The organism is Ruegeria sp. R14_0 (assembly GCF_017743975.1).
GTDB lineage: Bacteria > Pseudomonadota > Alphaproteobacteria > Rhodobacterales > Rhodobacteraceae > Ruegeria.
Genome location: NZ_JAGHRC010000002.1, coordinates 336,451 through 355,483, shown reverse-complemented (window position 1 = coordinate 355,483; position 19,033 = coordinate 336,451). Strand labels below are relative to the sequence as shown.

Genomic DNA, 19,033 nt, shown 5'->3' with positions numbered 1-19,033 from the left:
ACGTGATCGGAGGAATTGTTAATCATGTTTGCATCCCTTCGCGTGGTTCAGCGTTTCGATGCATCAACTACAGCAGGTATGCTTGCCTGTATCAATTGATTGAATAATTTAGAAAAATTGCAACTCGTTGCAACTGAGCGGTCAGAGTTTCAGATACGTTTGTGACATCAGAATGTCGTTGACAGCAGCGCGATATGATCTGACGCTTGTGTTGTACTCATCCTCTTTGGTCTTAAGAATTAGTCTGTCGCGATATAATCGTTGCTGTATCCAACTATGGCTGACGGGCAATGCATCGGAGCCCTTCTCGTTTACAAACAATCTAGCCATTTGATTTGCTTTTCTTTTGAATGGACCGGTGTGGTTCTTTCTTGGGAGAATTGGTTTGGCGAGACCGTTCACATCCATCACAAACTCCAGTTCAGACTTTAGCGTCCTAGCCAGTGCTTTTGGGGTTTTCGGGCTCCTGCAGCAAATGTAGCGTGTTTCCCCTTCTTCTCCATATTTCCAATCTTCAACCAAAGGCGGGTAAAGTGCCTCCGCATTCTTGCCAGCGTGATAATAGGTTAGCGCATCAATTCGGTTTCCGATGGCTACAGGCTGAGGATTAAGAGTTGTTCTCGGACGTAGTGAATTTTGTATTCTGTCTAAGTGAATATTCCGATCGCCCATGGCGCTAGAAATTTCACTGCATAATTTCCCTGGAAAACCATTAGGCCAAACAAAATCGTACATGCAGTAGAGAAGTATTCCACGCCTCAAAAATCTAAAGTTGTTTGCACTAACTTGAGCGCTTTCCGCAGGTGTGAGGCCATAGTCAGAGAGGTCGCGTTGTTTCGCAAACCCACTACCCATAGGAGCCAGATCGAAAATAGCGTTCTTCAATTCGGATTGGATTTCTTTCAGAGCGTATACTTTGAATGCGTTTGTCACAATGAGCCTGTTTTGGTGCAGCGATTTGCAACTAGAAAGTGGTTCTTAGTTCAACGACGTTTTCGTCTTTTTTTAGCCCATTAGCGAAATCGGCCCACGCCTGCATCATTGTGCGTCTTTTCTCGATCATGTCACCCCGGCGATAAGCCGCTTCGACTGTATTGGAAACTTTGTGAGCCAGCGCAATTTCTGCCATTTCGCCCGGAAACCCCGTGCGTTCAGCGACCCAATCTCTGAAAGTACTGCGAAGTCCATGTGGTACGGCGGGACGGTGCAATACCCTGTCGTAAAAGCCAATACCTGTTTCATTAAGATCAGTATTGTGCAGTCGCTTCATGGCGGCGCTGAGCGTCATATCAGAGATTTCGCCTCCTTTGGGTGCGGGAAATACCAATTCAACGCCTTCGAACTTTGGGACGTTCCGTAATAGTTCCAAAGCACTGTCGGAAAGAGGTATGCGATGCTCACGTTCCTTTTTCATACGCTCCGCCGGGATTGTCCAAACTCCCTTCCGCAGATTAATCTCGTTCCAACGAGCGCCGCGCACTTCTTGTGACCTTGTTGCGGTAAGGAGTGTGAATTCTAGGGCGTATCGCCCGATACCATCCATTGACCGCACGCCGCGTAGCCACCGCTCTACATCTTCAATCTGCAAGGCTGGTTGGTGTTTTTCCTTTGCTATTCTGCTTGGCGCGGGCAGTAGTTCTTTGAGATTTCCCGACCAAGTTGCCGGATTGTCGCCCGATCTGTGACCGGAAACTGTTGCCCATGTGAGAACCGCTTCGATCCGTCCCCTTAGACGATTAGCTGTCTCGGTCTTTTCCATCCAGATCGGTTGGAGGACGCGCAGTACGTCCTGAACAGAAATGTCTTGAACCAACATCTTTCCAAGTTCGGGCACTGCATATTTGTACAACGTGTTTCGCCATTGTTGGCGGTGTTTCAGGTTCTTGTACTGATCAAGTTTTGCGGCAAGACATCCGTCGACCGCTTCTTCAAAGGTAAGGCCACGGCGCTGAGCAGCTAACAATTCAGATTTCCTTGCTTTTCGCTCTTCGGATGGATCAACGCCTTTTCTGATCTTCTCTTTTAATTCCCGCGCCCGCTCTTTTGCCGAAGCAAGGCCAACTTCCGGATACCCACCAAGACCAAACTCTCTGCGCTTCGTACCCACAGTAGTTCTGAGCAACCAAGTTTTTGCATCATTCGGTGTAACTTGAATAAGAAGTCCGGAAACGCCGCCCACGGCAAACGTCTTGTTTGTTCCCTGCCCGGAAGGGTGACCGAGCCTCTTTACCTCTATAGCCGTCATTTCTTTTGCAACTCGTGGCAAGTTACGCCTCCCGCCTACTTACCCGCCTAAAATGCTTTATTTGTAAACATCTATCAACATCACTATGCATCAAAAACAGTTATTTAATATAATGGAAACAATAGCTAAGGGGGCATCCAGCCAGCGCTATGCATCTAGCCGCATCACTCGAATGGCGGACTTCGTCTCCGCCACCCACCATCAGTGTTCGATCGCGCCGGGTACCACTCAACCGCTTGCAAGGGTGACATTCGGCTAAAGTGACCTGCGACGCTTTGAGTGACTGACGTTGCTTTTGCCTCATGCGGCATATGGCAGGTGTGCCGGACCAGCGATTGGCTGGGGCGGCAAACCTGCCTTAGGACAAGCCTCTGAATCTCGGTCATGTGTGCGTGTAGCATTCGAATCTGAGTCGTGTGTCTTTCCGCCTGAAACCAATGAGTGTGGCACTCATCAGAGTTCACGCGCAAATTGCAGGGGCCGACACCTTGGGCGTGTTTCGGACAGTAATTGGTGCGAAATAACGGTGAAACACTCCGTCATATCGAAATTTGTGCAGACATTAGCCCCGTATTTCTGGATAATTTAGGCTTAATTGTATAAACTGACACCAATTCTGCCGCGTATTTCGGCGGGGGTCACACATGACAAAAGACAGCAACATTGGCCAATTCGGGCTTCGATTTGTTGCACTCAGTGTCGCAAGGATCGCTTTGTCGGTTCGGGCCAAGCTGCTTGCCGCTTTTCTTGGGATTACCGGGCTACTTGTCGTTCTAGTTCTCTTTGGTCTCTTCGCTCTGCATCAGGCCAATCTGCGGACCGAGGCGATGATGCGCGATCAGGAGCGGATTGCCTTTTTCAACGATACCTACACAACGATTTCCAACCTGAACGCCTATATTCTGGCTCTGTTTGTTCCGCAAAACCTGCAAGGCGGGTCTGGCCAGAACGGAGTGTCTTCTGCCTCCACACGTTCGATCCAGCACGTCACTGCGGGGTTAGAACGGAATCTGGCGCTGGGTTTTCGCCGCTTTGGGCAGCCGGGCATGCCCGATGAAAAGGCCATCGCAAACCTGCGGGCGGACCTTCAGGATTTGTTGCCTGCCATCTCAGAGCTGCGGCGCTTGAGTCAGGCGGGGGATCTGGCGGCAGCGGCACGCCATGGCCTGGACCAGTTATTCGGACCGCTTCAAGCCATGCAGCGCGAGGCCTACACAGTTGCGCAGGACGTTGAGCAAGAGGTGCGCGATCTTGCGGAACGCACTTCCCAAGCCTATTTGACCTCGCGCCTGAACATCATGGCAGCGGCGGTTGCCGCCATCGGTATTGCGCTGTTGCTGGGGTATTCGATCTCGTCTTCTTTGCTCTGGCCGATCGAACGTGTCCATGCCGCGCTCAGCAAGCTATCCCGCGGCGGGTTTGACAGCCGGATTACGGTGCCCAACCGAGACGAACTTGGCGAATTGGCCAGCCACGTGAACCAGACCAGCGAAAAACTGGGCGCGCTTTATGGACAGGTCGAGGTGCAAAAGGCGCAATTGGCCGATTGGAACGCCGCGCTAGAGTCGCGCGTGGCCAAACAGATCGAAGAGATTGAGCGTACCAACCGTCTGAAACGGTTCCTGCCGGCGCAGGTCGCGGCGATGATTGTCGGAGCCACCGATGAGGCGGATGTGCTGCGCACCCGCAAGGCCGAGATCACGGTCCTTTTTGCTGATTTGCGCGGGTTCACAGCCTTTGCGGCCGCTGCCAGCCCGGATCAGGTTATCGCTGCTCTCAATTCGTTTCACGGTACCTGCGGACCGCTGGTCGAGGCGTGCGGAGGTACGCTCGAGCGGTTTCTGGGCGATGGTTTGATGGTTCTGTTCGGCGCGCCGGTACCGTTGGATGATGCGGCGGAACGGGCGGTTGATCTGGCCCGGAAAATGCAGGTGGATGTTCGCAGGGTCATGGCCCCGTACCGCGCCGGTCATGGTCTTGGGCTGGGCATCGGCATAGCCACCGGCCCTGCAACGCTGGGCCGGATCGGATTCGAGGGCCGCTTTGACTATTCTGCCATCGGCCCCGCACCAAATCTGGCGGCGCGTCTCTGTGAAATCGCCAGCGATGGTCAGGTGCTGGTGTCAAACGCCACGGCGCGGCAGGTTCGGATCAAGATGGATCCGGCGGGACCGTTCGACCTGAAGGGCATAGGCAGTCAGGTTGCAGCGTATGAGCTGACAAGCCTGATCAAACCGCGGGCTGCGCTGCCGATGTGAGGTTTCGTTTCAGCGCGGTCTGCCGCTGTGTCACTCCAGATCACGCACCGGCGCGACATGTCCTGCACACTGCAATGACCGGGTCAGAAGTTCGCGCATTTCCTGTCCGGAACTCGCGAGGTCAGTGAAGCAGCGCGCGTCCCATGAGGCCGTTAGGGTTGCGTTCCATCGGGCTCCTCCGCGTAGAGGCCAAGTTGGTGGCGGCGAAGATGAAACCGTTCCACCCGCTCTACTATCTCATCGCTGGAGACTGCGATTACGAAGGACAGCAGTGTTTCCAACAGAGCGATTGTCGAGACGGAGGATGGGAAAAACTGCGGGGTGTCAGCAGCCACGACAAATCCGTGCTGCGCATTCAGGATGACCGGGCTGGCCCGACTGTCCGAGATCCCAATGACCGTCAGCCCCTGTTGGCGTGCCAGTTTGATCGCTTCGATCACTTCGGTGCGATAAGGATGGCAGGTGATGGCGATCAGCACGTCCTGTTCGTCGGCCCATGCCAGATCGTCCACCGGGGTCGAGCCGGGCCGGGGGATGGCGTGGAACTGTTTCATCCCTGTCGAGGCGAGATAGGTAAAATTGCGCGCGTTCGAGTTGTTGACGCCCACACCCAGCGTGAAAATCTGGCGGCAATTCCAGATATCTTCGGCTGCGGCTTTCAGGCTTACGGCGTCAATCCCCGCAAAGGTGTCTTCTATGTTTCTGATCGCGGCGCCGACCATATCCGCATACAGCCCGCCCAGTTCGCCCGACTTGCCAATGTCCTGCAGCCAACGGGCACGGTCGGGAAACGAAACCCCTCCTTGCCGAATAGCATCCCGAAACGGGGCGCGGAAATCCTCATATCCGTCGAAACCGACCTGACGTGCCATCCGAACGAACGTGTTGGGTTTGACCTTGGCCGCCTCGGCAATCTCGCGTACGGTCGACACCCCAACTTCCGTTGGGTTCTCCAAAACGTAGCGCGCGGCCTTCTGTGCCTCGGGGGTGAGGGCATCCCACTCCTGGCTCAGGCGGTCCAAAACGATTGTTGATACATTTGTGTCATTCATGATTGACGATGGTACATTTGTGGAACTAGCCTGTCGAGCAGAAACGCGACTCGGTAAGAGGAACACCCATGCCCGAGAAGAACCTGTCGTCCCATGCCCGCGTGGTTGTTGTGGGCGCGGGCGAGTTGGCCAACGAAGTCAATCTGGCCGAAGCCGATTTGTTGCGCTTTGCACGCATCTACAAGGATCATCTGGGCAATGACAAGCCCTTGAATTCCGACCTGCCCTGGGTGTGTGCATACCTTGAGAACGAGCCGGACCCGCGATGGAGGTCGTGATCCAAGGCAAGCCCCACGCGGCCCGCGTGCCGGGTAAGCCAGCCTGTGTTCCCCAAAGCCTGCTGCCGCGAACTGATGCCAAACTGGAGACTGCATAATGAGCTTACCCGACACAATGAAAGCTATGGTCACGATGGGCCATGGAGGTCTGGAGCAGATGGTGTTGCATCAAGATTGGCCGCGCCCTGAACCCGCCGCCGGTGAGGTTCTGATCAAGGTCGCAGCCTGTGGTCTGAACAACACTGACGTTAACACGCGGTCCGGCTGGTACTCCAAGACGGTCACTGACGCGACGACCGGAGGTGCGTTTGAGGAAGTGGGCGAGGACGATCCAACCTGGGGCGGCGCGCCGATCACCTTCCCACGCATACAAGGGGCCGATATCTGCGGTGAAATCGTTGCTGTCGGCGACGGTGTCGATCCTGCGCGGATTGGTGAGCGTGTTATCACCGATGGCTGGCTGCGCGATCCCGCCGATCCGGACAACATGGACAAGACCGGTTATTTCGGGTCCGAGCGGGACGGTGGATTTGCCGAGTATTCAACAACGCTTGCGGTGAACGCCGTTCCGATCACTTCGGAGCTTTCGGATGCGGAACTTGCGACGTTCTCGTGCTCGTACTCCACGGCCGAGGGCATGCTGACCCGCGCCAATGTGACCGACAAGGACACCGTTCTGGTTCCGGGCGCATCAGGCGGCGTCGGTGGCGCGTTGGTGCAACTGGCCAATCGACGCGGTGCCCGGGTGATTGCCATGGCGTCCGAGGCGAAGCACGCGGATGTGGCCAAACTGGGGCCGGACAAGATCCTGCCCCGCGCGCCTGAAAACCTGCGCGCTTCTCTGGGCGATGAAAAGGTCACGGTCGTTGCGGATGTGGTGGGTGGCCCTTACTGGCCGCACCTGATCGACATAATGGAACGCGGCGGGCGCTATACATGCTCGGGCGCGATTGCCGGGCCAATGGTCGAGTTCGACCTTCGTACATTCTACCTGCGTGATCTGACGTTCACCGGCTCGACCGTGATCGACCCGCAGGTCATGCGGAACCTCGTGACGTATATCGAGGCCGGCGAAATCAAGCCTGCGCTTGCCGCGACCTATCCCTTGGAGGACCTGCGCGAGGCTCAGGCCGCCTTTATCGCCAAACAGCACACCGGCAACATCGTGGTGATCCCATGACGCTGGATGCCGTCCTTCAGGCCGCCCGGCACCTACATCAGTCACACCCCGCGCTTTCAGCCTTTGGCGCATGGCCTGACGATCTGGAACCAACTGATTTGGCTGCGAACGCGATTCCGGCGATGGCGTTGGTGCAGCAAACCGAATTCTCACCGGACGCCGCGACCCAGGCGTTGGCGGATGCGATCCAGGCCAGCGCCCATTTGGCCCACTGGAAGCAAACCTATTCCGAAGAAGAAGTCGGTGCCGATTTCCTGAGCCGCTATGGGTATTACGAGTTGTTTGGCCCGACCGGCCATTTCCACTCGACCCAATTGCGTGGCTACGTCGCCTATTGGGGTGAGGGACTGAACTATGACTGGCACAGCCATCAGGCCGAAGAGTTGTATCTGACCCTGGCCGGGGGCGCGATCTTTCGCACCGAAGGGGAAGAACGGTTTGTCGGCTCGAACGAGACACACCAACACGACAGCTGGCAAAGCCATGCCATGACCACAACTGATCAACCGATCCTGACTTTTGTTCTTTGGCGGGGCGAGGGGTTGGCGGATCTGCCACGGATGGATGCGGCATGAAGATCACTCGGATTCGCGTATATCAAACGGGCTTGCCCTATGTTGGCGGTGCCTATGTCTGGGGTGCGGGAAACGCGATTGAAACGGCCACCGCATCCGTCGTTGTGATCGACACGGATGCCGGCCTTCAGGGATGCGGAGAGTTCACGCCCTGCGGCGAGAACTACATGGTGGCGCATTCCGAGGGTGTGGTTGCGCTCGCCCGATTGGTGGCCCCGAAACTTTTAGGCGAAGACCCGCGGCAGGTGGGTCGCATCGAGCAGTTGTTGGACCATTTGGTCCAAGGCCACGGATACGCAAAAGCCCCGTTCGACGCTGCATGCTGGGACATATTGGGCAAGGCGTGCGATCAGCCCGTCTGGATGTTGCTGGGCGGCAAGCTGACAGATGGTGCCCCGATGTATCGCGTCGCACCGCAGAAGGCAGTGGACGAAACCGTGGCCGAGATGAATGTCTACCGGGAACAGGGTTATCGCCAGTTCCAGGTCAAGGTGGGCAGTGACTGGGCGACGGATATCGACCGTATCCGCACCACGGTGCCTTTGTTGCAACCCGGCGAAAAGGCGATGGCGGATGCCAATCAGGGCTGGCGCGTCGACAACGCGATCCGGGTTGCGCGGGCCACCCGCGATCTGGATTTCATTCTGGAACAACCCTGCCGCACCTATGAGGAATGCCAGCAGGTTCGCCGTGTGGCCGAACAGCCGATGAAACTGGATGAATGCATCACCGGTATACACATGGCCCAAAGGATCGTCGCGGATCGCGGAGCCGAGATCTGCTGCCTGAAAATCTCGAACCTTGGGGGGCTAAGCAAGGCGCGGCGCGTGCGGGACTATCTGGTCGAAAACCGGATTCCCGTTGTCAGTGAGGATACTTGGGGTGGTGAGATTACCTCGTCGGTTGTTGCGCATTTCGCGGCCTCGACACCGCCAGACTATCTGCAAAACACGACCGACCTTATGAACTACAACACCTGTTCGACCGGAAACGGCGGGCCAATGTCGCGGGATGGCAAGCTTTATGCCTCGGATGCACCAGGACTGGGCGTTACACCCGATTTCGAAAGCCTCGGTGCGCCGATTGAGGAGTTCCGCCTATGAGACCGCAAGCCGTTGCAACCCAGATAATCGATGACGCCCGCGTTCGGGTGACCCGATTTGACTTTGCGCCGGATGCCGAAACGGGATGGCATCGTCACGCAATGGATTACGTCATCACAGCCGTTACCGATTGCCACACGCGGCTGGAACTGCCCGACGGTTCTGTCAACGAAGTGACGGTTCCTGCTGGAACCGCCTATCGCCGTGACGAGGGCGTCGAGCACAACGTAATCAATGCCGGGGACGCGCCGATGTCCTTTGTAGAAGTGGAACTGAAATGAAAATTACCCGAATCTCGGTCTATCATGTCGACCTGCCTTTAGAGCATCCCTACTGGCTGTCCGGTGGACGGCTCAAGTTTGAGACCCTCGACGCGACCCTCGTTAAGGTCGAGACGGATGCCGAGCTGACCGGCTGGGGCGAAGGAACCCCATGGGGTCACACATATGTCCCGGCGCATGGGCCGGGTATCCGGGCCGGGATCGAAACGATGGCCCCGTTCATTCTGGGCCTCGACCCGCGCCGTGTACTGGATGTCGAACGCGCCATGGACATTGCGCTGCCCGGGCATCTTTACGCCAAAAGCCCCATCGACATGGCCTGCTGGGATATCGCGGGAAAAGCGGCGGGTTTGCCGATTGCCGATCTCATGGGTGGCGGGTCGCGCACGCCGCGCCCGATTGCGTCTTCTGTTGGAGCAAAAACCGCGGAAGAAACCCGCGAAGTGATGGAGCGTTATCGCAGCCGTGGCTACGTCGCGCATTCGGTCAAGATCGGCGGCGACGTCGAACGCGACATTGCCCGCGTCCGCGATGTGGAAAGTATCAGGCGTCCCGGTGAGATCGTCCTGTATGATGTTAACCGTGGCTGGACCCGGCAACAGGCCCTGCGGGTCATGAGCGCCTGTGAGGACCTCAACGTGATGTTCGAACAGCCGGGCGAGACATTGGACGACATTGCCGCCATCGCAAACCGCCATTCTTCGCCCGTTTCCGTCGATGAAAGCCTTGTAACCTTGCAGGATGCGGCCCGCATCGCGCGTGACGGGCTGGCCGAGGTTTTCGGGATCAAACTAAACCGCGTCGGTGGCCTGACCAAGGCGGCGCGCATGCGCGATATTGCTTTGGCGCATGGGATCGACATGTTTGTCATGGCGACCGGTGGCACCGTTCTGGCCGATACCGAGGCTCTGCATCTGGCGGCCACCATTCCGGATGACAATTGCCACGCAGTCTGGGCCTGTCAGGATATGATTACAGTTGATATCGCGGGCGGGCGCGGCCCGCGCAATATCGACGGTCACCTGCACCTGCCGGAAACGCCCGGCCTTGGCGTTCACCCCGACGAAGATGCACTGGGCGATCCGGTGGCGGAGTACAGGGCGTGATGTCTTCATTCGGCATACATTTGTATGCCGAATTCTTAAGGTCTCGCTGAAGCCTCCTTATATATTTGTTATATAACAAAAAACCGGAGAGGAGACATGGGGGCTTCACATGTGATCGTGGCGATTGTCACCCTGTGCGCCGGTTTGGTCATCGGACGGATGCGAAAACCAAAAGACACAGAGTCGACCTTTGGCAATCAACTGGCACCGACGCTCCAGCTTGACGCAGATCACAGCGAGAACAAGAAAAGCGACATGTCGCCCGGGATGCGACTGTTTTATTCCGTGTTTCTCACTGGCTGGCTGATCGCGTGGTCTGCAGGCATCCTTATGGCCGTTTCGACCTTTTCCGCGGTTGACGGTGGCGCTAGCTTGTTTGTCGTCGGTTGGCTGATCGTTGCCGTGGCAGGTTGGGTTTGGGCGGTCTATACACTGTGGAAACTGCTCACAGGAGGTCCGGTGAATTTGCGTCGGCGGACCTAAGCGGGTCGGCCCCCGCTATGGGTGGGCACGGCTATGAAGGCAACCAAAACAGTGCTCTGATCCGTCGATCGCACCAGTCATGAAAGCTATCAACTGCTCGACGGCAAGACCTGTGAGACCGTGACCTTTCTTACCTTTTGGCTCGAGGCGGATACCGGTTTGACCGTCCACTTCGGGGGGGCGAGATCTGCGCCGAGTACACGCGGGGTTCGTCGTGGCCGCGTCGTTGGGTTTGGCATTTCGCCTCTGCATGGGTCCTTGATGATTGCCTGTGACCTGTCATCCTGAGTGTCACCGTGCATCTGCCCAGAGGTGCGAAACCGTGGAAATTGACGGATTGCTCCACCAGACGGTCCGGGTTTAGGTGTTAGACCAGACCCGGATGTTCTTGTCTCACCACTACTGGAGATCGTTTGAGATGCTGAAAATCAACACCCAATCCGAATGGATCGATCGCGCAAACGCGGTTTTGCCCGCCGGCGGATTCGGCAATTTCGATCCCGGAGTCATCATCGCGCGCGGCGATGGCAGTCGCGTTTGGGATGAGGACGGCAATGAGTATGTGGATTACCTGATTGGCTCAGGTCCGATGCTGCTGGGCCATGGCCACCCCGAGGTGATGGAGGCCGTGTTGGAGCAATTGCCCAAAGGCATGACTTTCTTTGCCAACAACGCGCATGGCATAGAGCTGGCCGAAGCCATTGTGGATGCGGTTCCCTGCTGCGAACAAGTCCGCTTTGTCGCATCGGGTGGCGAAGCGGATATGTACGCCATTCGCCTGGCGCGCGCCTATACAGGCCGAGACAAGATTTTGAAGTTCGAGGGCGGGTATCACGGCATGAGCGCCGAGGCGCAGATGAGCCTTGCCCCAAGTCGCCGTGTGAACTTCCCACAGGCCGTACCGGACAGCGCCGGTATCCCCGACAGCGTGGCCGAGCAGATGCTGGTCGCGCCGTACAATGATCTGGAGGCAGTGGAAAACCTGCTGAACGAGCATGACGACATCGCCGCCATCATGGTCGAACCCTTGCAACGGATCGTCCCGCCGTTGCCCGGATACCTGCAGGGATTGCGTGATCTATGCAACAAACACAATGTCCTGTTGATTTTTGATGAAATCGTCACTGGGTTCCGCCTGGCGTTTGGCGGTGCGCAGGAACGATATGGGGTGACACCTGATATCTGTACGCTTGGCAAAATCATTGGCGGAGGCTTCCCTCTGGCCGCGCTGGGCGCAAGCACCGAGATCATGAAGCATTTCGACAAGGCGCAAGTTGGCGAAGAAGGTTGGCTGATGCAGTTGGGGACGTTGTCAGGCAATCCCGTCGCCTCGGTCGCGGGATTGAAGACGATGGAGGTTCTGGGGCGCGAGGGCATGTATGACCGCCTGCGCGAAATCGGGGCTGAGTTGCAAAAAATGCAGGTGGATGCGCTGACACAGGCGGGAATCCCGCATCGGATCTGTGGCGATGAGACTCTGTTTGATGTCTACTTCACCGACGTGGACTGCCGCGACTATCGCAGCGCGCAGCATGACGATCCGCAGCGCGGCGCGCTCTACAACGCGACCTTGCGTGCAAATGGCGTTTTCAAAGCGCCGGGCAAGGTTTACCCCTCGTTGGCGGTCACGGCAGCCGATCTGGAGCACACGCGACTGGCCGTCGAAAAAGCGGTTCAGGCGATTAGTGAGGTCTAACGACTAAGCGGGCCGCTGTCATCTCAGACAACGGCCCTAACTGATTGGAACTCGGGATGGGGCCTCGCCCCCTCGAATACCACTTAAAAAAAGAACGGACTAAAAAAACTTTCGACTTTTTCGAGACCGTCCCGACTTCTCAATCGGTATGACACAGTTATGCCTTATTCGAACCGCGGCCTCAGTGAAGTAGTTCACTTTTCTTAAACTTTTTTAGTTTCTCCAGTCAAAAAACCTGGACCGGCCTGCTTTAGAAGGGATTCTGCCAGGGCGCGGCCCATGTCTGCCCCGTCAGCGATGGCACCTGTGACGTCTTCGGCGATTGCCTCTGACCCGTCGGGGCGCAGCACTTCCCCGCGCAGGCGCAGTTGGCCATCCTGTATCTCGGCCAGACCCGCGATAGGCGTTTCGCACGACCCGTCTAATGCCGCCAGCAATGCCCGTTCGGCAGCCAGTCGCTGTCCGGTTTCGGCATGGTGAATGGCTTCGAGCATTTCACCCGCGCGGGAATCCTCGCTGCGGCGTTCGATGCCGATTGTACCCTGTGCGATGGCGGGCAGCATATCCTCGGTTGAAATGGCGGTGGCGGGAACCTCGCCCATATTCAGGCGACGGATACCGGCCATGGCCAAAAAGGTGCAGTCGGCCACGCCGTCGGACAGCTTTTTCAGGCGCGTCTGCACGTTACCCCTGAATTCAACTACGTTCAGATCGGGTCGGCGGTTCAGCAACTGCGCCCGCCGCCGCAGTGATGACGTGCCCACCACGGACCCTTGGGCTAGGTCATGGATCGAGCTGAGACTGGGTGAGATAAACGCGTCCCGCACGTCTTCGCGTGGCAGGAACGTGTCCAGTACCAGCCCGCCGGGTTGTTCGACGGGCATATCCTTGGTGGAGTGCACCGCGATGTCGATATCGCCGTTCAGCAGTGCCTCTTCGATTTCCTTGGTGAACAGACCCTTATTGCCAATCTCTTTCAACGGTCGATCCGCATCGATCATGGCGCGGTTGTCGCCGGTGGTTTTGATCACCACGATCTCGAACGCCTCGTTGGGCAGATCAAAGGCTTTGCCCAGCCGTTCGCGGGTTTCGTAGGCTTGTGCAAGCGCCAGTGGTGAGCCACGCGTGCCGATCTTGAGAGGTGATGCGGGGGTTGGCAGGGTCAGTGTCATACGCACAGCTTTAGTCGCGTCACATTGCCCTGACAATGGGGGCAGAGCTTGACAAATTGCCACTGAGGCACGACCCGTTGCGACAAACCAGACGATTGGGGACAAAGATGGCCGAGACTAAGAAACTGCTGCGGGCACTGGCGGGCGAGGTGCAGGATGTGCCGCCGATCTGGATGATGCGGCAGGCTGGGCGTTACCTGCCCGAGTATCGCGCAACCCGTGCGCAGGCCGGCGATTTCCTGTCATTGTGTTACAACCCCGAACTGGCCGCCGAAGTGACGCTGCAACCGATCCGCCGCTACGGGTTCGATGCGGCGATTCTGTTTGCCGATATCCTGCTGGTGCCACAGGCGCTGGGGGCTGATCTGTGGTTTGTGACGGGCGAGGGGCCACGGCTGTCGACAATCACGCAGCAATCTGATTTTGACGCGTTGAAACCGGTTGAGGATATCCACGAAACCTTGTCGCCGGTTTACGAAACGGTCCGCATCCTTTCGCGCGAACTGCCATCCGAGACCACCCTGATCGGGTTCGCTGGCGCGCCCTGGACCGTGGCCACCTATATGATCGCCGGACGCGGCACGCCGGATCAGGGGCCCGCCCATGCGCTGCGCGAAGGCGACACGGCGCTTTTCGAGGCGCTGCTGGAGCGGATCACGTTGGCAACAATCGAATACCTCTCGGCTCAGATCAAGGCCGGGGCCGAGGTGGTGAAAATCTTCGACAGCTGGGCCGGGTCGCTGAAGGGCGAGGCATTTCAAAAATATGCCGTTGAGCCGTGCCGCGTGATCACGCAGGCCATCAAAGAACGCCATCCCGGCATCCCGGTGATCGGGTTCCCGCGCGAGGCGGGCGACGCATATGTCGGCTTTGCCAAGGCCACTGGTGTAGATTGTGTTGCACTTGACAATTCTGTGTCTCCGGACTGGGCGGTCGAGCATGTGCAGGTGGACGGGTGTGTTCAGGGTAACCTGGCTTCGTCCCATATGGTGACGGGCGGGCAGGCGCTGGTGGATGAGACGCGGCGCATCGTGCAGGCGTTCTCAAACGGGCCGCATATCTTCAACCTGGGCCACGGGATCACGCCCGATGCCGATCCTGAGAACGTTCAGCTGATGATCGACACTGTACGGTCGTGGCGGGACGGGTAGAGGGGCCAGCCCCTCTTGGCCTGCGGCCAATTCACCCCGGGATATTGTTAGCCAGGTGAAGGGGCGGGTGCTGCCTCTGAGGTCAGCTCGTCCAGAATGTCCTGTCTGTGTTCTCCCCGGCGCGGGATAGGTTGTGGCTGCCATTCGTTGTTCGAAAAGCGTGGCGCGGCTGCTGCTTGTAATACGCCGCCGTGGTCGACCCAGGTTTGGCGAGTAGTGTTCATGGGGTGGGTTTTGGCCTCTTGCGGGGTAAGCACCGGCGCGACGCAGGCATCGGTGCCTTGGAACAGTGCGGCCCAGTGGTCGCGGGGGTGCTGCGCAAAGATTTTTTCAAGTCGCTTTGTGAGTGCAGGCCACAGCGCGGGCACATATTGCTTTTTAAAATCGGGATCGTCAGTGAGTTCCAGTATTTGCAGGAACTCGGCATAAAACTTCGGCTCAAGGCATTGCACCGACACAAATCCCTGATCTGCGCATGGGTAGGTACGGCTCCAGTGCGGGCCGTCCAGTAGGCTTGCTCCGCGTGTTTCAGACAGGTTGCCGCTTTGGCGCAGGCTCATCAGCAGGTTCATCATATGAGCCGAGCCGTCATAAATGGCGGCATCAACGACAGTGCCTTGTCCGGTTCTTTGCGCGTTCAGAATCCCGGCCAGGACCCCGGCAACCAGATACATCGCGCCTCCGCCGATGTCGCCGACCAGCGTGGCCGGTGATTGCGGGGGTTGGCCGGGGGCGGAGGAATACCACAGGGCGCCGGACAGTGAGATATAGTTCAGATCGTGTCCTGCCGTATCAGAAAGCGGGCTGTCCTGTCCCCAACCGGTCATGCGACCATAAACAAGCTGGGGGTTTGAATTCCTGAAAGCCTCAGGACCCAAACCCAGCTTCTCCATAACCCCAGGACGGAACCCCTCGATCACTGCATCGGCCGAGGCGATCAGGCGGCGGGCTATGTCCAGATCGGTGGGGTCCTTGAGGTCCAGATCAATTGAGCGCTTGCCGCGATCCAAGACGGATTGTTCCGGCATACCCGGTGCAGCGTGTTGCCCTTTGCGGTGGATCGTGATGACATCTGCGCCCAGATCCGCCAGCAGCATCGCGGCGAACGGGCCTGGTCCCAAGCCCTCGACTTCTATGATCCGAATTCCGTTGAGCATTGGGTGCCTCCTTTCGAGGCAGGTTTTCGGGGATGGCTTGGAATTGCAAGGCTGGATTCTGCTGTCTTGTCAGATGGTCACACAGTCCTTAGCGTCAAACGCGGGATGGAGAGCGAGGCTCGGATGCGGTTGTGGATCCTTATTGGCGGCGCCGTTGCGCTGGCTGTGGTTGTGGGTGTGCTTGCGCGCCTGCATCCGCCGGGCAGATTGCTGTTGGCTGCAGGACCTGTAGGCGGGGCCTATGAAACGGTCGCGCAGGACTATGCAGCGATTCTGGCGCGAGACGATCTGCAGCTGGATATCGTGGATACCGCAGGGTCGGTTGAGAACGCCGATTTGCTGAACACGGGACAGGTGGATGCGGCTTTTCTGCAGGGTGGTATCCGGGTTGATCCGGGAAAGGCCGAAGCGGTCGGGGCCGTGTTTTTTGAACCGATCATCTTCCTGGTGAACGCAGATGCGGATATTCCGCGCAATCCGGCGCTTTGGACTGGTTTGCGGATTAACAGCGGTGCGCCGGGGTCAGGCACCGCAGCGGCGTTTCGCGATTTCGAAAAGGCGGTAGGGTTGAGTGAGGCGCAAAACGCGCATGCTTCGATCCCCTATGCCGATGCTGCAGCGGCTTTGCTGGCCGGAGAGTTGGATATCGCCGTTTTTGTCGCGCCGATCGAAGCACCGTACCTGAAAGCAGCCTATGACGAGCCGGGGCTGCGGGTGCTGGCGCTTGATCATGTTCAGGCGATCTCGCGCCGGTTGGAATATGCGACGGTGGTGACAGTCCCGGCCGGTGGCATGTCTCTTGATCCGGTTTTGCCTCCCCAACCGGTAGACCTGATCGCACTTGAGGCCCGTCTGGTCGTGCGGCCCGATTTGCATCCAGCGCTGATCAACAGGCTGACCATGGCCGCGATCGAACTGCACAGCACGCGCGGCATCCTCGCCGACCCGGGTGCTTTCCCAAACCTTGAAGGTGCCGGAATGGTTGTCAGCAATACGGCGCGGCAGCTGATCCTTGACGGTCCTTCGACCTGGCACAATTGGTTGCCCTATTGGATCGCCGCGCAGATCAACCGCGTGCTGCTGCTGTTACTGCCGTTCTTTTTCATCGTAGTGCCTTTGATGCGGTTATTGCCCTTGGCCTATGCTTACGCCATGCGGTGGCGGGTCTGGCAACATTACCCCGAGATCCGCGATATCGAACAGGAACTGGCCAATGATCCTGACGCTGACGCCCTGCAGGATATGCAGTCGCATCTTAGCGCTTTGGACGAACGGCTGGCGACGCTTCGGCTGCCTGCGGCCTATCGGCAAGGGCAGTACGACGCCCGTCTGCACGTCGAGTTGGTGCAAAAGCGGATCGCCGAGATGCAGCAGCACGCCCGCACCTGACGCAACAGGTCAGCCACAAAAAAGCGCAGAACTCTGTGCGGAATTGGCCTGTTCTGTGCTGATCTGCCGGGGTAGTGTGCCCGCCAGAACAGGGAACGTGCATGACAACCATTCTGTCCATCAAGGAATTACGTAAGTCCTACGCCGACGGATTCGAGGCGTTGAAAGGCGTGACGCTGGATATCGAGCAGGGCGAGATTCTGGCGCTGCTTGGGCCGAACGGGGCGGGCAAGACCACGCTGATCTCGACCATTTGCGGCATAACGACTCCGACCTCGGGGTTTGTCACCGTTGGTGGGCACGACATCCAGACCGAGTATCGCGCCGCGCGCCGGATGATCGGTCTGGTGCCGCAGGAAATCGCTTTGGAGCCTTTCGAAAAGGTCTGGAACACGGTGCGCTTCTCGCGCGGGCTGTTCGGATATGGCAGCGACAATGCGCGGATCGAAGAGATTCTGCGCAAGCTGTCGTTATGGGATAAGCGCAAAAACGCGATCAAAGAACTGTCAGGCGGCATGAAGCGCCGGGTACTGATCGCCAAGGCACTAGCGCATGAGCCGCGCGTGCTGTTTCTGGATGAACCGACCGCAGGGGTGGATGTCGAACTGCGCAAGGACATGTGGGAAATCGTGGCCGAGTTGAAACAGGCCGGGGTCACCATCATTCTGACCACGCATTACATTGAAGAGGCTGAGGCCATCGCCGACCGGATCGGTGTCATCGACAAGGGTGAACTGCTGCTTGTGCAGGACAAGGACACCCTGATGTCCCAGATGGGCAAAAAGCAGATCGAGGTCATGCTGACCGAGCCCATTCAGGCCATTCCCGACAGTCTGGCGGCGCACAATCTGACACTGAACGGCAACGGTGACGCGCTGGTCTATACCTATGACACACACGCGGATCGCACCGGGATCACCACATTGTTGAACGATGTTGCACAGGCCGGGCTGGTGTTGCGCGACGTGCAAACCCGCCAGTCGAGCCTGGAAGAGATATTCGTGAATCTGGTATCGGGAGAACCCGCATGAACTGGTCCGCCGTTGCCGCAATCTACCGGTTCGAGATGGCCCGGTTCTTCCGTACCCTGGCGCAGAGCTTCCTGTCACCGGTCCTGTCGACCTCGTTGTATTTCGTGGTCTTCGGCACCGCGATTGGCAGCCGCATCCAAGAAGTCGAGGGCGTGTCCTACGGCGCGTTCATCGTGCCCGGCCTGATCATGCTTTCGGTGGTGATGCTGGCGATTTCCAACGCGTCGTTCGGGATCTATTTCCCCAAGTTTCTGGGCACGATTTACGAACTGCTGTCCGCGCCTGTGAATTTCATCGAGATTGTCATCGGTTACGTGGGGGCGGCTGCCACGAAGTCCTTGTTCGTCGGGCTGGTGATCCTTGTGACAGCCACATTCTTTGTGGACATACGGATCGAACACCCCTTTGCGATGGCAGCGTTTCTGATCCTGTCCTGTCTCAGTTTTTCGTTGCTGGGCTTCATCATCGGAATCTGGGCCAGTAACTTTGAACAGATGTCCCTGGTTCCTCAACTGGTCGTAACGCCACTGATCTTTCTAGGGGGCACGTTCTATTCGATCTCGATGTTGCCGCCGGTGTGGCAAACGATTTCGCTGTTTAACCCGGTCGTCTATCTGATTTCCGGATTTCGCTGGTCGTTTTACGGGTTGGCGGATGTTCCGATCGGACTGAGCCTGTTGGCAATCCTCGCCTTTACCGGCTTGTGTCTGGCCATTGTTGGCTGGATCTTCAAAACAGGTTGGCGCATTCGCAGCTAGAGTGCGGGCCGCAAGGGCGTTGCATTTTTGCCCTCCACGTGTGGGAATTTAGTTCACGTCGCGTATTAGGCCGGAACCGTCCCTTGTTTCGCGCAGACCCGCACTCTACATCGGCACC

General features: G+C 57.8%; 18 protein-coding genes. 13 read left to right on the top strand and 5 right to left on the bottom strand.

Annotated features, from left to right (window positions below; all coding sequences use genetic code 11):
• Positions 1–141: 141 nt before the first annotated feature.
• A complete protein-coding gene (locus tag J7416_RS07830) occupies positions 142–933 on the bottom strand; it encodes a hypothetical protein (protein ID WP_209224163.1) in 792 nt (263 codons plus the stop codon).
• Positions 934–964: 31 nt separating this feature from the next.
• The gene (locus tag J7416_RS07825; protein ID WP_247744172.1) at positions 965–2,266 is read right to left on the bottom strand and encodes a site-specific integrase; all 1,302 of its coding nucleotides are present in this window, start codon (positions 2,264–2,266) and stop codon (positions 965–967) included.
• Between the two features lie 623 nt (positions 2,267–2,889).
• Here J7416_RS07825 and J7416_RS07820 point away from each other — a divergent pair.
• Complete coding sequence (locus tag J7416_RS07820; RefSeq protein WP_209224162.1) at positions 2,890–4,503, top strand: adenylate/guanylate cyclase domain-containing protein; 1,614 nt, start codon at positions 2,890–2,892, stop codon at positions 4,501–4,503.
• Between the two features lie 152 nt (positions 4,504–4,655).
• Here J7416_RS07820 and J7416_RS07815 read toward each other — a convergent pair whose 3' ends face one another.
• Positions 4,656–5,555, bottom strand: a complete 900-nt coding sequence (locus J7416_RS07815) for a MurR/RpiR family transcriptional regulator (RefSeq protein WP_209224161.1) — start codon at positions 5,553–5,555, stop codon at positions 4,656–4,658.
• A 68-nt stretch (positions 5,556–5,623) separates the two neighbouring features.
• Between J7416_RS07815 and J7416_RS22830 the strand changes: the two genes are divergently transcribed.
• The 8 genes from J7416_RS22830 to J7416_RS07775 all read left to right on the top strand — a co-directional run bounded on the left by J7416_RS22830 (position 5,624) and on the right by J7416_RS07775 (position 12,257).
• Positions 5,624–5,833: a hypothetical protein gene (locus tag J7416_RS22830; RefSeq protein ID WP_348540252.1), complete on the top strand. Its 210-nt coding sequence runs from the start codon at positions 5,624–5,626 to the stop codon at positions 5,831–5,833.
• Between the two features lie 97 nt (positions 5,834–5,930).
• Positions 5,931–7,013: an alcohol dehydrogenase family protein gene (locus J7416_RS07805; RefSeq protein ID WP_247744171.1), complete on the top strand. Its 1,083-nt coding sequence runs from the start codon at positions 5,931–5,933 to the stop codon at positions 7,011–7,013.
• Complete coding sequence (locus J7416_RS07800; protein ID WP_209224160.1) at positions 7,010–7,588, top strand: dimethylsulfonioproprionate lyase family protein; 579 nt, start codon at positions 7,010–7,012, stop codon at positions 7,586–7,588. The genes J7416_RS07805 and J7416_RS07800 overlap by 4 nt, the downstream gene beginning before the upstream one ends.
• Positions 7,585–8,691: an enolase C-terminal domain-like protein gene (locus J7416_RS07795; protein WP_209224159.1), complete on the top strand. Its 1,107-nt coding sequence runs from the start codon at positions 7,585–7,587 to the stop codon at positions 8,689–8,691. The genes J7416_RS07800 and J7416_RS07795 overlap by 4 nt, the downstream gene beginning before the upstream one ends.
• Complete coding sequence (locus J7416_RS07790) at positions 8,688–8,972, top strand: cupin domain-containing protein (RefSeq protein ID WP_209224158.1); 285 nt, start codon at positions 8,688–8,690, stop codon at positions 8,970–8,972. Before J7416_RS07795 ends, J7416_RS07790 begins: the two co-directional genes overlap by 4 nt.
• Positions 8,969–10,078 (top strand): enolase C-terminal domain-like protein, encoded by a 1,110-nt coding sequence (locus J7416_RS07785; RefSeq protein WP_209224157.1) that lies wholly within the window; start codon positions 8,969–8,971, stop codon positions 10,076–10,078. The genes J7416_RS07790 and J7416_RS07785 overlap by 4 nt, the downstream gene beginning before the upstream one ends.
• 96 nt (positions 10,079–10,174) lie before the next feature.
• Positions 10,175–10,561, top strand: coding sequence for a hypothetical protein (locus tag J7416_RS07780; RefSeq protein WP_209224156.1), 387 nt, complete (start codon positions 10,175–10,177; stop codon positions 10,559–10,561).
• 418 nt (positions 10,562–10,979) lie between these two features.
• A complete protein-coding gene (locus J7416_RS07775; protein WP_209224155.1) occupies positions 10,980–12,257 on the top strand; it encodes an aminotransferase class III-fold pyridoxal phosphate-dependent enzyme in 1,278 nt (425 codons plus the stop codon).
• Between the two features lie 203 nt (positions 12,258–12,460).
• Here J7416_RS07775 and hemC read toward each other — a convergent pair whose 3' ends face one another.
• Positions 12,461–13,429 carry a hydroxymethylbilane synthase gene (gene hemC, locus J7416_RS07770; RefSeq protein ID WP_209224154.1) on the bottom strand — a complete coding sequence of 323 codons (969 nt, stop codon included), beginning with the start codon at positions 13,427–13,429 and terminating at the stop codon, positions 12,461–12,463.
• A 107-nt stretch (positions 13,430–13,536) separates the two neighbouring features.
• Here hemC and hemE point away from each other — a divergent pair, with 107 nt between their 5' ends.
• Positions 13,537–14,580 (top strand): uroporphyrinogen decarboxylase, encoded by a 1,044-nt coding sequence (gene hemE, locus J7416_RS07765; RefSeq protein WP_209224153.1) that lies wholly within the window; start codon positions 13,537–13,539, stop codon positions 14,578–14,580.
• A gap of 47 nt (positions 14,581–14,627) precedes the next feature.
• Here hemE and J7416_RS07760 read toward each other — a convergent pair whose 3' ends face one another.
• A complete protein-coding gene (locus J7416_RS07760) occupies positions 14,628–15,737 on the bottom strand; it encodes a CaiB/BaiF CoA-transferase family protein (protein ID WP_209224152.1) in 1,110 nt (369 codons plus the stop codon).
• 123 nt (positions 15,738–15,860) lie between these two features.
• Between J7416_RS07760 and J7416_RS07755 the strand changes: the two genes are divergently transcribed.
• The 3 genes from J7416_RS07755 (at position 15,861) to J7416_RS07745 (ending at position 18,915) form a co-directional block, all read left to right on the top strand.
• Positions 15,861–17,126: a TAXI family TRAP transporter solute-binding subunit gene (locus tag J7416_RS07755; RefSeq protein WP_209224151.1), complete on the top strand. Its 1,266-nt coding sequence runs from the start codon at positions 15,861–15,863 to the stop codon at positions 17,124–17,126.
• 101 nt (positions 17,127–17,227) lie between these two features.
• Positions 17,228–18,157 carry an ABC transporter ATP-binding protein gene (locus J7416_RS07750; protein ID WP_209224150.1) on the top strand — a complete coding sequence of 310 codons (930 nt, stop codon included), beginning with the start codon at positions 17,228–17,230 and terminating at the stop codon, positions 18,155–18,157.
• Positions 18,154–18,915 (top strand): ABC transporter permease, encoded by a 762-nt coding sequence (locus J7416_RS07745; protein WP_209224149.1) that lies wholly within the window; start codon positions 18,154–18,156, stop codon positions 18,913–18,915. The genes J7416_RS07750 and J7416_RS07745 overlap by 4 nt, the downstream gene beginning before the upstream one ends.
• The last annotated feature ends 118 nt before the right edge of the window (positions 18,916–19,033 follow it).